Annotated in this window: 15 protein-coding genes; 4 read left to right on the top strand and 11 right to left on the bottom strand. The window is 67.4% G+C overall.

Translation table 11 applies throughout. The features are described 5' to 3' along the window. Positions 1-237 precede the first annotated feature (237 nt). From BLQ62_RS15385 to BLQ62_RS15400, 4 genes are all read right to left on the bottom strand, one after another. Positions 238-2,505: an AAA family ATPase gene (locus BLQ62_RS15385; RefSeq protein ID WP_082756943.1), complete on the bottom strand. Its 2,268-nt coding sequence runs from the start codon at positions 2,503-2,505 to the stop codon at positions 238-240. A gap of 353 nt (positions 2,506-2,858) precedes the next feature. Then, the gene (locus tag BLQ62_RS15390) at positions 2,859-3,536 is read right to left on the bottom strand and encodes a hypothetical protein (RefSeq protein ID WP_139184218.1); all 678 of its coding nucleotides are present in this window, start codon (positions 3,534-3,536) and stop codon (positions 2,859-2,861) included. Between the two features lie 122 nt (positions 3,537-3,658). Next, the gene (locus BLQ62_RS15395; RefSeq protein ID WP_139184219.1) at positions 3,659-3,967 is read right to left on the bottom strand and encodes a hypothetical protein; all 309 of its coding nucleotides are present in this window, start codon (positions 3,965-3,967) and stop codon (positions 3,659-3,661) included. Between the two features lie 475 nt (positions 3,968-4,442). Next, the gene (locus tag BLQ62_RS15400; protein WP_068568809.1) at positions 4,443-4,697 is read right to left on the bottom strand and encodes a helix-turn-helix domain-containing protein; all 255 of its coding nucleotides are present in this window, start codon (positions 4,695-4,697) and stop codon (positions 4,443-4,445) included. A gap of 97 nt (positions 4,698-4,794) precedes the next feature. Between BLQ62_RS15400 and BLQ62_RS15405 the strand changes: the two genes are divergently transcribed. Beyond that, the gene (locus tag BLQ62_RS15405; RefSeq protein WP_139184220.1) at positions 4,795-5,199 is read left to right on the top strand and encodes a hypothetical protein; all 405 of its coding nucleotides are present in this window, start codon (positions 4,795-4,797) and stop codon (positions 5,197-5,199) included. 365 nt (positions 5,200-5,564) lie between these two features. Here BLQ62_RS15405 and BLQ62_RS15410 read toward each other — a convergent pair whose 3' ends face one another. From BLQ62_RS15410 to BLQ62_RS15420, 3 genes are all read right to left on the bottom strand, one after another. After that, positions 5,565-5,951, bottom strand: a complete 387-nt coding sequence (locus tag BLQ62_RS15410) for a hypothetical protein (protein ID WP_068568812.1) — start codon at positions 5,949-5,951, stop codon at positions 5,565-5,567. Between the two features lie 235 nt (positions 5,952-6,186). After that, positions 6,187-7,356: a hypothetical protein gene (locus tag BLQ62_RS15415; RefSeq protein ID WP_082756944.1), complete on the bottom strand. Its 1,170-nt coding sequence runs from the start codon at positions 7,354-7,356 to the stop codon at positions 6,187-6,189. A 368-nt stretch (positions 7,357-7,724) separates the two neighbouring features. Further along, positions 7,725-8,660: a site-specific integrase gene (locus tag BLQ62_RS15420; RefSeq protein ID WP_231857754.1), complete on the bottom strand. Its 936-nt coding sequence runs from the start codon at positions 8,658-8,660 to the stop codon at positions 7,725-7,727. Here BLQ62_RS15420 and BLQ62_RS24180 point away from each other — a divergent pair. Next, positions 8,643-9,371, top strand: a complete 729-nt coding sequence (locus tag BLQ62_RS24180) for a hypothetical protein (RefSeq protein ID WP_068568813.1) — start codon at positions 8,643-8,645, stop codon at positions 9,369-9,371. The genes BLQ62_RS15420 and BLQ62_RS24180 overlap by 18 nt on opposite strands. Positions 9,372-9,441: 70 nt before the next feature. Further along, positions 9,442-9,729 (top strand): MerR family transcriptional regulator, encoded by a 288-nt coding sequence (locus BLQ62_RS23420; protein WP_068568815.1) that lies wholly within the window; start codon positions 9,442-9,444, stop codon positions 9,727-9,729. A gap of 5 nt (positions 9,730-9,734) precedes the next feature. On the opposite strand, the gene BLQ62_RS15430 is transcribed toward BLQ62_RS23420, so the two are convergent. The 3 genes from BLQ62_RS15430 to BLQ62_RS15440 form a co-directional block, all read right to left on the bottom strand. Next, entirely contained in the window at positions 9,735-10,007 is a 273-nt protein-coding gene (locus BLQ62_RS15430; RefSeq protein WP_068568817.1) for a hypothetical protein, read from the bottom strand. Beyond that, a complete protein-coding gene (locus BLQ62_RS15435; protein WP_068568819.1) occupies positions 10,004-10,600 on the bottom strand; it encodes a hypothetical protein in 597 nt (198 codons plus the stop codon). Before BLQ62_RS15435 ends, BLQ62_RS15430 begins: the two co-directional genes overlap by 4 nt. Positions 10,601-10,893: 293 nt before the next feature. Continuing rightward, positions 10,894-12,501, bottom strand: a complete 1,608-nt coding sequence (locus BLQ62_RS15440) for an ABC-F family ATP-binding cassette domain-containing protein (RefSeq protein WP_068568821.1) — start codon at positions 12,499-12,501, stop codon at positions 10,894-10,896. Positions 12,502-12,737: 236 nt separating this feature from the next. Between BLQ62_RS15440 and BLQ62_RS15445 the strand changes: the two genes are divergently transcribed. Beyond that, complete coding sequence (locus BLQ62_RS15445; protein WP_269451338.1) at positions 12,738-14,252, top strand: glyceraldehyde-3-phosphate dehydrogenase; 1,515 nt, start codon at positions 12,738-12,740, stop codon at positions 14,250-14,252. A 58-nt stretch (positions 14,253-14,310) separates the two neighbouring features. Here BLQ62_RS15445 and BLQ62_RS15450 read toward each other — a convergent pair whose 3' ends face one another. Continuing rightward, positions 14,311-14,856, bottom strand: coding sequence for an Imm51 family immunity protein (locus tag BLQ62_RS15450; protein ID WP_068568823.1), 546 nt, complete (start codon positions 14,854-14,856; stop codon positions 14,311-14,313). Positions 14,857-14,865: the final 9 nt, after the last annotated feature.

The raw sequence follows: 14,865 nt of genomic DNA on the forward strand, positions 1-14,865 counted from the left end.
GCCCCTTTAGGCCGGGGCCGTGGGGCCTTTTTGGCCCCCACGGCCCGCCCCGGTGCCTCACTGGTGGGCTGGGGCCTTTCCGGGCCTTTCCGGGGCCGATCCGAAAACAAGCCGCTACCTGCACAAACATGCCGTCAAGCCAGATGGATCGGCCCCGAACGGCCCCAACGGGGCCGAGAAACCAAAACGGCCCCAAAACGGCCCCGCCCCGCAAGCCGCTGGCCCCTGCACGCCGCCTCACGGTTCGTCACCCACGCCGAAGGTGATAGGCATCGCCCAGAGCTTCTTTCGCTCCATCCGGAGCATCCCGGCGTCGAGCATCCGATCGACCTCTGCGGCGCGGGCCTCACCGCGGCCCTTCACGTCCTTGCTCGCCTTCACGGCGGTCTTGGTGAGCTGCCCCGGCTGTGCCTTGACCAGGTTGTAGATCTGCATCGTCAACGACGCCTGCGCTGCCTCGGGGCTGGACGCAACGGACGTCATCCGCGACACCGACCAGTCCACCGCAAGATCGACAGCTTCGCCTTCCTCCGCGCGGTCCATCTGATCAAGCGGAGGAAGTCGCCAGTTCACGTTCCACTGCCTGCCGCCCCACTGTCGGGAGCCGAACTGCACCTCCAGCGGGTATTCGCCCGTCTCCAGATTCGGGCCGTTGCGAGCGTGCCGCTGCACCCACCAGCTGTCGGCCCACGCGGACATCCCCGCATAGCCGATGCTGTCCAGGTCGAGCTCCTTCGCGCCCTTGTTGAAGTGATCCGCCACGAGCAGCGCGGCTTCATCGCCAACGGTCTGTTCCCGGAACTCGGCCAGCATCGGGCCGCGCTCGTAGACATTCGCGGCATCCACGCCCTTCGGGTGGTAGGCGTACAGCGGGTCCAGAATCACGAGCTCGGGCTGCACTTCGTCCAGGTAGTGCCGCACCGCGCCAAGGAAGTCCGGACTGTCCAGCGGGGCCGACACATGCACCGCGTACAGCGGCAGCTCCGGGAGCGGCACGCCGTACCTCTTCGCGATGGCCTGGGTGCGCCGATGAAACAGGTTCCGTCCGCCCTCGCCGTTCAGGTAGAGAACCGGCCCCGGGGTGACGACCTCAAACTGATCGAGCAACGGCGCACCGCTCGCGACCGCCAGAGCGAACGCGATCGCGTTGTACGACTTGAGCGTCTTCTTCGCTCCAGCGATGGGGCCGAACGAATTCCGAGGCCATGCGCCGCGGATCAGCCACTCGATCGGCGGGATGGGGCGCGCCATCTCGGCAGCCCCAACAAGAGGGAACCGCTCCAGCACAGCGGAGACGCCAACCGAGTCTTCGTCGGAGGCGACTTCGGCGACCATGCCCCTGGACCGGGTGCCGTCCTCGTTGGCGATCCAGCCCGAACCCGGCCCCCAGATTCCGCCCGGCTCGAACGCGCCGCCCGTGTAGAAGTCCAGCGCGACGTAGTCAGGATCGCCGGCGACGACTCTCAGCGCGCCCGTGAGCGACCTTTGGAACTCGTCCGGGTCGTGCCCTGCGGAGTCGCTCACCGCCTCAAACAGCGCCTCCACGGTGATCAGCGCGGTGCGCACGCCGGGTTCGCCCTTCGCGCCGAGCCGGACCAGGCCGAGCGTCGCGGAGTTCATGGTCGAGTGGCGGTCTGCGCCGTCCTCGATCGCCGCCTCCACCTCGCGGACCTTCCCGGCGACCGCAGTGCTCATCGCGCCACTACGGAACCCATCGAGAACTGCCTGCCCCTCGGACGGACTGCCCTTCTGGTGGACTGGCGACGCCACGGGTGCCTCCGGCAGGACGGAAGTGAGCTCGGCGACGTCCAGCCATCCGGCGTCCGCGTTCACGTAGCCTCGCGCAGGCACCGGCTCATCAGGGACTTTCCAGTTGGTTGATCCGGGGCACCGCAGCACGCGGTCGATGTTGAAGATCGAGTCCACGTGCCCTTTGGGGTTGATCTCGGCGGCAACCTGCCGCACCAGAGCCGCCCATCGCGCGCTGATCGTCTTCCAGGCCACCGCACCGTCGGTGATGAGCGGCGCATCACGCACTCTCCAGATTGGTTGGAGTCCGTGCCCGCTCTCGATCACCACGACAGGCGCGCATCCCAGCACAGCGGTCAGCTTCTCGACCACCTGCTCACACTCCGACAGCGACGCCAGTCCCTTGTCCTTCACGTCGGGGGTGACCACGTCCAGGTCCACGTACAGCGCGATGCCACGCGCTACGTCTGCCTCGCCACCCTTGCGCGAGACGCCCGGCTCCAGGGTCAGCGGGTTCGGTGAGAACCACACGTTGACATCGTCGGGCGACGACCACCCTTGTCCCAGGTGCTCGACGCGGACCGTCCGTCCCCGAAAGGCCGTCTTGTCGTCTGGATCCTGGGTGCACACACTGACCACGGCGTCGTCCGCGTGACCGAGTGCTCGAAGTACGTCGTAGAGATCGACAGAGCTGTCGCCAAATCTGTACGACGGCAATGGAATACTGTCCAGATCGGAGTTGGTTGTATGCTTCATGTACAGCCTTTTGGGTTGTGATATCGGTTGCCCTACAACCGATATGGATGGTCAGCTCAGCTGACCGAGGGACGAGCTTCGCTCTCCTGACGGAACAGAACACCCGGTCGGGACGGCCTCGAGGACAGCGTTCTCGGGGTCGTCCGTTCGTTTCGAGCAGACGCACGCGGCCTCCAGGCCGACGCCAGCCGTTGACGCGCCCACGGTGGCCCCGTTACCGCCAGCCGCACCGCTACGTCCGACCAGCGAGACGCTGGCCCGCCGCACGGTTACCACCACAGCGCCAGCGATCTGGCCCAACGTCCATCCGGAGAGGCCAAGCACGGCCGCGCTCACCAGCGCTTCGGCGGTCATCACCAGAACCTCTGATCGGGGTAGCCGACGGACGCAAGATATCCGTCGGATCGGCCGGCGATCCAGTCCACGCGAACCGGGATGCCCTCCTCTACGAGGCGCTCCACCTCCTTGGAGATGGACGACCGGCAGCCCTCGCAGCCTGGGAGCACATACATGGTCCCGCCGGAGTCGACGAGCAGGAAGTCGTCCAGCCCGCGCGAGTTGCACTGCGTGACATGACAGAAGGCGCATTCCCGGACGATGAGGTGCTTGGCGACGTACTGCGCGAGCCTGTAGCCGGTCCAACATCCGGGGACGACCAAGAACTCGTAGTTGCCCTCGTGACCTCCGGCGAGGACCACCGTCTTGATCGCCGAGCCGCCTTGCTCGGCGGCCTCTACCGCAAGCGGATAGGTCTCCAGGTCGTGGGCGAACTTCGCGCCCTCGTCGCGCGCCAGCGCATCCTTGTGCGTCTTGGTCCGTATCTGCTGCTCCGTGGGGCGATACTTCGCTCGTAGGCTCATCGGTCGCCTACCGGTGTTCGTGTGGAAGAAGTTCCACGGCATGCCCATGCTCTGCATGGACGGCGCGAGACGTAGTTCGTCCCTTGCCATTCGCACCCGCGCCAGGTAGCTAGCCGCGCCGTCCGAGAACCTGGTGCGCTTGTTCTTGTGAGGCCCCTCGCCTGCGTCCATCACGGTCACGTACCGGTCGCACGCCGCGCGAGACATGGCACGCAGGGCGGGATCGTCATACTCGCGGTCAAACAGGGCCGGGACCGTGTGCCACCAATCAGACGGATCAGGAACGGGGGCGCTCATCGCTGGGCCTCCTGACCGCCAGATGCCAAGGACTCCAGGAAGTCCCAGATATCCCTGTCGGCGTACCAGAGGTGGCCGGAAATGACGAACCGACGCAGCTCGCCATCTTGGCTGCCATTCTTGATGCGAGTTGGAGAGATGCCGCGGACGCCGAGCTCGTCGAGGAAATCCAGGACGCCAGGGATGCCCTTCCGTGTCGGGATGTTGGACAGCTCGTCGCGATTGATCACGCGTCGCTGAGAACGCGGTGGCGCGACGGACTGCGCGGGGTCGCGGGTTACCCGCGATTGGGTGAGCTGACTCATCGTCAGGAACCTTCCTTGAAGTAAGGATTCCTGAGATGCGCAGCACGTCAGGAATCCATCAACAGATGGGGAACCTGGGCGCGGTCTACTGTTTCGGTCGGCCCTTGCTGGCGCTGCTACTGCTCATAGATCAGTGCTCGGTGATCGATACTCGTCACTGCATCCACCCGTCGGCAGTCCCACGGCTCGCTTTCGCGAGGATGCGCTTTGCGTTACGCCGGGTCTGACCCGTACGGGCCGGTTTGGCGTAGTTGCCACTATACACACGGCAGCCGCTACCGCCAGGGGTGCAGCGCGCTGTAATCCACTCCATTGCAAGGACTTACGGCGATGTGGCCCGCGAGAACACTCGCTAACTGAATTTCGCCCACGCTAATAGGCGGCTTCCTGCCGTCCAGCGGCCCCGTGGACGCTCTCGCGTCGTGCACGGGTAGGGCTGGTCGCGATCGAGAAGTCAACTGACAACCCTCGTCCGCTACTCCGAAATGAGCGGTAGTCCGTCCATCAGCGCGCCAGGTGTGGTGTCGAGGCCGTGTGCGAGCTTGAGGATGGAGTCAATCCGGCTGCTGCGCTGCCCGCGTTCGGCGCGGGCGTAGTAGCTCCAGTGCACGCCAGCCTTCGCGGCGGCAGCTTCTTGCGACAGTCCCAGCTCCTCGCGGCGGGCGCGTAGCCGTCGACCGAACTCCACCACGGCGGGCGTGGGCGGCGTCGGTTCGGTAGCTGGACTCATGGCAGCATCCACTACATCGGGTTGCGGCCAGACGGACCAGAGCCAATCGGTCCACGGCCAAACGGTTTAGTATTCGACTCCAGCCGGAATGTCCGGCATGTCGGGCATGACCTGCCCGATCCAGAAGGAGGCGCAGATGCGCGGATGGAAGCTGGCCGGAGTCGGCGTGGCGGTGGGAGCGACGATCCTGGCGGGGTGTGGCGGCGGAGCTGACCGCGCGTCAGCGGAAGCGGTCGCCGCGAAATGCAAGAACAGTGACAGCTTCCCCACGCTGTCGGAGGACAAGAAGTCGATCGACTTCAATCTCTACTCACGCAGCCAGGGCGCTGAGGATGCCTTCAATTGCATTCTCAAGGAGACTGGCGCTCCATCGAGTGTGAGCTCAAAGGTGAAGCAGACCCGACCGATCGATGGGACCCAGACCACAAAGTGGGACGGCTGGGAGCTGAGCTGGAGCTATTCGGGCAGCGGCCCGATGAAACTCATCTTCGAACAGGTCTGAGCTTCGCGCCTCCAGCCGAACAGACGAGAAGCCCGCCATCTCCGGTCCAAGGAGATGGCGGGCTTCCGTTGCGGAGAGGGCCGAGCCTGGTCCTCATTCCGCACCGCGCCGGACAAGTCGACGGCGCGCGGCACTGGACAAGTCGACAGTGCCGTCGGTGAGCGGGGAACTCACCGAGTCTGTCGCCGGGGCACTGCTCCGGCTCGCTGTGTAGTTGTAGGGTGGCAGGCTGCCGCGTGGCGGCTCAACCCGCTATCGCTGGCCCCTGCCCCTCGCAGTGGCTGCCTGCGCGGGGTGGGTGGCCCCACGGGCTACCGGCTGCCGCGTCAACGCTGTGCGTCCGATTTGGTTCGGATCGCCGGCGATCATCGCCGCACCTTCGTGCCTGCTGCCGCGCTGCGACGTGCAGGGTTCGCCCGCGCGGTGACCGTGAGCTTGCGCTGCGCCTTGTCCAGCGAGGGCGTGACGTCCACCCGGCGATCAGGTCGCCCGTGAACGCCGACGATGCCCTTGACCAGGACTCCACGACCGGCGGGCGATCGGAACTCGGCCCCGATCTTCACGCCCTTGTAGTCGCCGCCCTGGCCTACGGTCAGGTGCTTCTCGAAGCTGCCCTTCACATAGGCGTTGCTCACCGCGCCGGTCGCCTTCTTGCCCGCGTTCGCCGTTGCCGCCTTCGTGGAACTGGCGACCTTCGACCCCGCTCCCGCGAACCGGCCGAACCGATCACGGCGCTGCACTCGGCGGCTCATCTCTGACCGCCCTGCAGTCGGTCGCGGCGCGGTCGCCGCTCGGCCAGCTCGTCAGTGAGGGCACGCAGACCTTCGAGTTCCTCGGCGCGGGGAGTCTTACCGCGATACATCCCTCCCTGCGAAGGTGGAGCATCCGCGAGTTTGGGAGGCGTCAGACCCGGTCCCCAGCTGAACTCTCCAGGCTCCAGTTCGGGGAGGTCGTGCTGGTGATCGCCAGCGAGCGGCCCGCCTGACATTACGACCATTCCCACTCCGGAATATCGTAGTTTCCGCTTGCCTTGACTTGGATCACGCAAGCAGCCCCGCGATAGCGCGTGCCCACGCCGAATGAGCGCTGGAAATAGCTATCCTGAAGGGGGTACGGACCATTTCCGGGAATCATTCGCAGACCGCGGTACGCAGGATTCTGATGCTCGCGGAATGCAATCGGATTCACGGAACTGCCAGGTCCACCACTCGCGATTACCGCCAAATACCCCTGCGGCACCCAGTAGGAGGGCAGGATCCATGTGGGTCCGTAGCTGCCGATGCACTCGACGCCGTGGAACTCACCTGGTGCGACTTCTCCTACCACGTTCTGGGCAGCCAGGTAGGCGGGACTATTGGAGGACGGAACGAAATCCCAGCGCGAGACGATGCCGTTGTACTCGCCGCCTGCGCGCCACTCCCGCATCTGATCGGCTTCATGCGGGTGTGCGAGCACGACCAGCCGAGCATTTGGTGTAGTGCCGAAGCCCTTGTCGCGTACCTTGTTGACGGCGTCGACGATGTCCATCGGATCGACATCGGTATTCGAAGAGACAAGGTAATGCGAGTCGGTGCCGTTGAAGTTTTGGCCCGAGAATGAAGGAGGAACAGTGCCGTCGCCGTTGTAGAGTCCAAAACAGTTACTGCCGTATTCGTTGACCTCTTGGGTCGGGTCGAAAAGGCGACGAAGAATAGTTCCGGAGACAAGTCGATTGTCAGCTTCGAACGCCCTATCGACCACGGATCGCACCTGCGATGCGGTTGCTGACCTCAAGAATTTCCACGAAAAGCGGCTAGCAAGATCGTGATCAGCAAAAGTGTTCCCGAGAATGAGGGCATTGGGCTCCGCGCGGAGACCCTCTGGTTCTCCAAATTCGCTTGCCAGTTCGAATTTGTCGCCGCCGATTGTCTGTGGGATAGCCGAGGCGGGATCGGTTGTGGAATAGGAGATCAGCGACGCGAGCGACGACCGTTGCTTGTTCCACATCGACATGGCGGCAGAGGCTTCGTCCCAGATCTGCTCAAGGGAGATTCCGTCGGCGGTCTGATTGACGAGGACGTCGGCCTCGGTCGAGTATCCCTTTGCGGTGTCGCCGCCGAAAGCGAACAGTTCGTCGCGAAGCTCGCGGAGGTCGGGCGGGGTGAGCGTGGCGTTCATGGATTTCTCCGTTCGGTAGAAGTGGCTGGATTCGTCGGGGCTCTTTCTCGACGACGCCGGTCTCTGACCAAGCGGATGAATTGCGCGTTGCGCGGTGAATCTGAAGTGCGACAGCTGCGACCTCGGGTCGTGGGCCGCTGCGGGTACTGCCCGGTTGCGGCGTGCTGGCTGCTGCCACCGTACGCCCACCGTCCGACCAGCGGCCAGCGCGCGCAGGGGAGCCGGCGAATCGCTGATCGGGCAGTGCCATGCCACCCCCGTGCTACCCACCGGCGCTAGTTTGGCGGTGCGCCAGCGGTGGCCGCTAGTGCTCAAACGGTGGGCAGTTCTGGCCTCTCACCTGCAAGTCTGCGGAATCACCAATCGCATCATGGCTGGTGGCGTATCTCGGACAACGGCTTAACGTACGCCCTCATAATCCGCTGGTCGTGGGTTCGAGCCCCACCTGCCCCACCACGTTGACCTGCACGAGCCGCCCGGCTCGGCAGCTTCGCGAGGTTCGGATTCGGCCTCGTGGTTGCAGATTGGTTGCCTTCGGCCTCCGAAGTACTTTCGGGGGCCTTCTTCGTGCGCGGGACCAGGCCGGCGGCTGCCTCGGCCGCCTGTTGCCCCACGCCCTCGAGGAGGTGGCTGTAGGTGTCGCTCGTGATCGAGATCGACGAGTGCCCGAGCCGCTTCGAGACGACCGCGATCGGCACGCCGGCCGCGAGCATGAGCGACGCCTGGCCGTGCCGGAGGTCGTGCAGCCGCACCCGGCGCAGCCCGGCGGCGTCCGTGAGGCGGTAGAACGCCGCGGTCACGTCGCTCGGTGGGATCGGCGAGCCGTCCTCGCGCGCGAAGACCAGGCCGTGGTCGCTGTAGGCGTCGGCCCAGGCGTCCCGCTCGCCTTGCTGCGCGAGTTGCTGGCCGAGCAGCACGCCGACGGTGCCGTGGTCGAGGTCGACGCGCCGCGCCTCGCCGCTGGCGGTCTTGGGCGGGCCGAACCGGTACGCACGGTGCTCGCCGCCGCAGAACGGGCACACCACGCCAGACCCGTCGATCTCGACGACCTGCTGGCGCACGATGATGACGCCGCGCACGAGGTCGATGTCATCCCAGCGCAGGCCCACCAGCTCGCCGCGGCGGAGCCCGGTGTACGCGGCCACCTCGAACAGCGGGCCGAGCCGGTCGCCCTGCACGTGGTCAAGGAACTGGCCGAGCTCGTCGGCCTCCCAGGGCCGCACGCGCGGCCGGGACGCCCGCGGCAGCTCGACGTTCTCGGCGGCGTTGAACGAAGGACCACCACCATGCCCCGTCAGCTCCACACCCTCATGCGCCAGGTTCTCGCGGCCGCCCAGGCCCGCAACAACGCCGCCGCATCGTACGTCAACGACCCGATGCTGTCCGAGGCCGGCAACCGTCAGGCACGCGCCCGCCTGGCCGAACAGGCAAAGGCGGCATTCGATCTCACCATGGACGAGGTTCTCGAATCCGCCTCCCGGAAGGTCACCACGGAGGTCTTCACGAAGGCCCTTGAGCACCGCCCGCCCTTCAATCGGAACGACCCGGCTGCGGCCATCATCACCGCCCAGGCGTGGCAGTTCAACGTGCTCCCCCGCCTCGAGCGCGGCGAGCAGCTCGTCGACGTGCTCAAGGCCGCCGACACCGACGCCGTTCTCGGCGCCGAGCGATTCGCGCCCGCGTACCTGTCCGGTCCACGAGGCTCCGGCTTGAACGCCATCTTCTACGACGCCACCGACGACGTCGCTCGGGCCGTCACCGGCCGGTTCATCGGCCTGGCCGACAGCCCTGAGGCAGCAGCGGCGATCGAGGAGGCGGAGCACTTCCACGACGACTTTGACGCGCTGCTACGGACTGTCCAGCTTGTCCGCCGGGGCGACACTGCCTCAGCCATAGAGGCGGCAACCCTCGTCGGGAGCACGATCGCCGAAGCCGCGCCCGACGCCCGCCCCGAGGGCGACGACGCGGCCGGTGCCGGTGGCGCCAGCGAGAGCGTCGGCGAGAGCTCCGCGTAGATGGTGCGCGGACAGCGCCCCGCCGAGGTGAACCTCGACGGGGCGCTCCAGCGTGTGCGATCGTCGAATCATGACCTCGACTAACGAGCCCAGCCACGACCCGCCGCTCGAGTACATGCTCACGCTCCGCGAAGCCGCACCCTACTTCGGACGGACCTACGAGTGGCTCCTGAATCAGTGCCACCGCGGCACGGTGCCGCACCGGAGGATCGGCCGGAATTACGCGATGACTCCGTCGGACGTGCGCGCAGCTCAAGAGGCCCTGGCAGTACCCGCAAAGGCGGAGCAGCGCGACCCGCACGGCCTCCGCCCGCGCTCGCGCGCCCACCTCAACAACGGCGGCAGGCGCCGCAGGTAGATGAGCTAACCGTCCTCGGGCGCTTGGCGGCCGATCTCCTGCAGGAGCTTCGCGATGTAGCGGTTGTCGCTCTCGACCAGCTCGGGCGTGCGGTCGACGCGGCGCGGGTACAGATCCTCATCGAGCAGGCGGCTCCGCGGCCATGGCGCACCGACCACAATCTCCGGAGGGAGGTCGTCACCTATCGCCGCGAAGCTCTGGCGCAGGCGCGCGACATCGGCCTCCGTGAGCAGCCGTGGCCGTTGGGCAGCGTTGTCGCGCGCTCCGTCGTCGTTCACGCCCGTCCAACTCCTCGCGCGATGTGCTCGACGGCCTTCACGAGCCGTCGCCTCTCGCCGGCTTCGCCGCTCGTCGACGGATACGCACCCGATTGCTTCCGCAGCAGCGTCATCGACAACTCGAAGGTGTCGCCATACTCCCGCTCTCGATCGTCCTCGTACTTCAGGGTCACGAAGAAGTTGTCGGGAACGGGCTCGTCGTTGTCCTCGGCATCCTGATACAGGTTGTCGAGGTCGGCGCCTGGCGCGATGACAGGAATTGGCCTTGCGTACCGCTCGGCGATGAAGTGGACGATGTGCTCGCACTCGCTGAGCTCCTTGCCCGGGCAGTGCGGCGCGATCGGCGGCGCGAAGGTCACCTCGACGTTCCGGGCGACACTCAGGCCCTGGTTCGTGATGTGGAGCTCGGCGTTCCTTGTCAGGACGCCGGGCCGCAGCTCGGCGATCATGACCGGCCGGCTGCGATCCAGGCTGTCCTGCCGCATCGCGCTGAGCGTCTTGGCCGCGATCGTCGCGGTCACAATCGCCGCGACCGCGGCTGCGACCCCGCCCAACGCCGCGACGGCTGCCCAGAAATTGGCGTCGAACTTCATCAGCCAGCCTCCTTCTTAAACCGGGCATGCCGACACGATATTCGCAACCCGCCCGACCGGGCACCGATCCCGTCGAAGTGGTTGCAAAGTGGTTGCGCAATGATCGTCGACTCCCCTCCATGACCACCTACCGCGCACCACCGCGCCCCCTGTGACCTGCCCCGGTTCGCTATGGGCGAGGATCGTCATCGACATCCGGCGACGGTGAATCCTCACTCATAATCCGCTGGTCGTGGGTTCGAGCCCCACCTGCCCCACTCACGCTCGCATTCCGCCTCGCCCGCCCCGGCTGATCACCCCGCCGCGAGCCCGCTCCGCACTGACATTGCGCCCGCGCTGTCGAGTTCCAGCACCGTCTGGACACCGATCCGCTCGAGGAAGCGGTCGTCGTGACTGACCACGATCAGTGCTCCCCGGTACGCGTCGAGAGCCTGCGCCACCTGCTCGACACTGACGATGTCGAGGTTGTTGGTGGGCTCGTCGAGGACGAGCAGCTGCGCCGGCGGCTCCGCCAGCAGCAGTCGTGCCAGCGCCACCCGGAACCGTTCGCCCCCGGACAGCACGCCGACCGCGCGATCTGCGGCATCGCCGCGGAGGAGCATGCGCGCCAACCGGTTCCGCACCGCATCGGGCGCCGCATCGGGGGCCACGGCGCGGACGTTCTCGATCGCGCTCGCCTGCTCGTCGAGGCCGTCGAGCCGCTGCGGCAGATAGCCGAACCGATCGGTGAGGAGACGCCCGGACGGGCGCTCCGGGATCGGCTCGGCACCGTCGAGGAGCTGCCGCAGGAGAGTGGTCTTGCCCGACCCGTTCGGGCCGATCAGCGCAACGCGCTCGGGGCCCTGGATCACGACGGTGCGGTCGCCGAGGTAGAACTCGGCGAGGCGGCGCCCGGCGGGCACGTCCGGATCGGGCAGGACGAGGTTGATGCGGTCCTCCGAACGCACGCGATCATCCGCCGCGTCGAGCGCGGCCTGCGCCCGGGCGACCTTGTCGTCCATGGTCGACCGCATCGCACCCGCGGAGGCCTGCGCCTTGCTGGCGCGATTGCCCGCGAGGATCTTCGGGATGCCGCCGTCGCGTTGCGTCCGCTTCGCCGTCCGCTCGCGCCGGGCCAGCTTGGTCTCGGCCTCGATCCGCTGGCGCTTCTCCACTTTCAGCGCCTGCTGCGCCGAGCGGGTCGCCTGCTCGGCGGCTTCCTGCTCCCGGTCACGGTGCTCGCGCCACGCGCTGTACGGGCCGCCGAAGGTCTCGAGCATCCCGCCGTGCAGCTCCGCGGTGGCGTCCATGCGCTCGAGCAGCTCGAGGTCGTGGCTGACCACCACCAACGCGCCCGCCCAGTCATCGATGAACTCGGAGAGCACGCGGCGCGTGTCCCGATCGAGGTTGTTCGTCGGCTCGTCGAGCAGAGTGATCGGGGTGCGGCGCAGGCGCAGGCCGGTGATCGCGATCAGCATCGCCTCACCACCCGAGACCTGGTCGACGCGGCGATCCAGGTCGGCGACGCCGAAGCCGATCCGGTGCAGCGCCTCGTCGGCGCGGGATTCGATGTCCCAGTCGTCGCCGATCGCGTCGAAGTGCCGCGGGTCGGTGTCGCCGGATTCGATGGCCCGCAATGCGGACAGCGCACCGTCGATCCCGAGCAGTTCGGCGACGGTGCTCCGGTGCCGCAGCGTCAGCGACTGCGGGAGGTAGCCGACGGTGCCCGACGTGTCGATCCGGCCCGAGGTCGGGTGAAGCAGACCTGCGATGAGTCGGAGCAGCGTCGACTTCCCGGCGCCGTTACGGCCGATCAGACCGGTGCGGCCGGTGCCGAACGTGCCGTTGACGCCGGACAGGGCGGTGGCCCCGTCGGGCCACTCGAAGGTGAGGTCGTGCAGGGTGATGGAGTACGTGGACATAGGAGCGCTTTCCGTGCCCGAAGCCTGTGGCGGGATCGGGCACAGCGGGCGGCCGCGCGATGGCGGCCGCGGAGGTGGACGGGGTGCCGGAAGCACCGCCGATGCGTCATCGGCGGTACGGAGCTAGGCGGCATCCACCTCGATCAGTCCCACGGAAGCACCGTATCAGCGCGACGAGCGGCCCCACCCGGCCCCACGTGTGCTCGCGCGCGCGAGCCGCAGGCATAATGTGGAGCGTGACGCAACAGCTGGATCCCGAGTCCCCGTCGAACTCCGCGACTGCCGGTGAGCATCGCGGCGCGTACGACAGCCATCGCGACGCCTGGGTCGCCCGCGAGGAGCAGGCCGAGCGCCTGATCCCCATGATCGGCCGGCTGTACCGCCAGCACGGTGTGGTGTCCTCGATCCACGGCCATCGCCTGATCAACCTCTCCACCTCCGCGGTGATCTCGGCGCACGAGCGCGCCGAGGAGCTCGGCCACCAGGCCCTCACCCTGGCGCAGACGGAGAAGGTGCTGCGCGGCCTGCTGGAGATCGCGCCCGAGCCCGCCTCGATCGACATCGCGCGCCTCGCCGTCCTCGCCGCGGACCTCGAGTCCGACGAGGCCGTGCAGGAGCTGCTGCGCGCCGAGATCGCCAAGCGCAACGTCCCCGTCTCCGACGGTGACGGCGCCGACGTCGTACTCTACGGCTTCGGCCGCATCGGCCGCCTCCTGGCCCGCATCCTGATCAGCCACGCCGGCAACGGCCACGGCCTGCGTCTGCGCGCCATCGTCGTGCGCCGCAGCGTCAAGAACGACCTCGAGAAGCGCGCCAGCCTGCTGGCCCGCGACTCGGTGCACGGCCCCTTCGCCGGCTCGGTCTCGATCGACGCCGAGAACGACGTGATCATCGCCAACGGCACACGCATCCAGGTCATCTACTCGGACGACCCGTCGACCATCGACTACACCGCGTACGGCATCAAGGACGCGCTCATCGTCGACAACACCGGCAAGTGGCGCGACGAGGAGGGCCTCGGCCTGCACCTCAAGAGCAAGGGCGCCGCGCGCGTGCTGCTCACCGCGCCCGGCAAGGCGCCGCTGAAGAACATCGTGCACGGCATCAACGACAGCACGATCGAGGACGCCGACACCATCCTCTCCGCCGCGTCGTGCACCACGAACGCGATCACCCCGGTGCTCGCTGCCCTGGACGAGGCCTACGGCATCCAGCGCGGCCACGTCGAGACCGTCCACTCGTTCACCAACGATCAGAACCTGATCGACAACCTCCACAAGGGCGACCGCCGCGGCCGCTCGGCGGTGCTCAACATGGTGATCACCGAGACGGGCGCCGCGAAGGCCGTCTCCAAGGCGCTGCCGCAGCTCGAGGGCAAGCTCACGGGCTCGTCCATCCGCGTCCCCACCCCGGACGTCTCGCTGGCGATCCTCAACATCACCCTCGAGAAGCCCACCAGCAAGGACGAGGTCAACGACTACCTGCGCCGCGTCTCGCTGCACTCGAAGCTGCGCCAGCAGATCGACTACATCGAGTCGCCCGAGGTCGTGTCCACCGACTTCGTGGGCTCGCACCGCGCCGGCATCGTCGACGGTCTCGCGACCATCGCCGACGGCAAGGACCTCGTGCTCTACGTCTGGTACGACAACGAGTACGGCTACTCCTACCAGGTGGTCCGCGTGCTCGAGCGCATGTCCGGCGTGCACCCCGTGGTGATCCCGGCCCGCGCCGACGTCCGCGTCGAGGCCTAGTACCCGAACCCGTCACCGCCCCGGTGGGAGCCGCTGCTCCCACCGGGGCGGTGTCGTCTCAGTCGTCGAAGACGAACCCGTCGGCCTCGGCTGCCGCCACCACCTCGCGCAGCCGCGCGGGGTCGTTGACCACGGCCGCCATCGCGGTACCGAGCACCGTCAACGCCTCGGGGTCGTCGCTGCGCGCGGCGAACATCCCGGCCTCGCTGTCGAACGCGATGTCCTCCGCCATGGCGCCGGCCAGCAGCCGCTCGCCGATGCCCTGCCAGAAGTAGCCGTTCGGTTCGTGCCCGAGTGCGCGCACGGCCTCGTCCGACGGCGTCCCGTCGGCGACCAGGATCAGCGAGTGCGCACCGGGCGCGGTCTGCAGCATCCGCAGCGGCTCCATCCGCCGCTCCCGGCGGCCGTTCCGCGCGGCGAACCACCGGCGCCCGGCGCGCCAGAGCGCGAGCACGGCGACGGAGCCGAACAGGATCGCCGGGTACTTCAGCCACGGGTTCAGCGGTTCGAGCAGCCAGAAGAGCAGCCCCAACGCCACGACCACCGCCACGAGCTCGGCGATGTCGGCGGCGGTGAACTGGCGGTCCTCGTCGTCGGTCAGCACACGCGGAAG

The sequence above is a fragment of the Tsukamurella pulmonis genome (assembly GCF_900103175.1).
Lineage (GTDB): Bacteria > Actinomycetota > Actinomycetes > Mycobacteriales > Mycobacteriaceae > Tsukamurella > Tsukamurella pulmonis.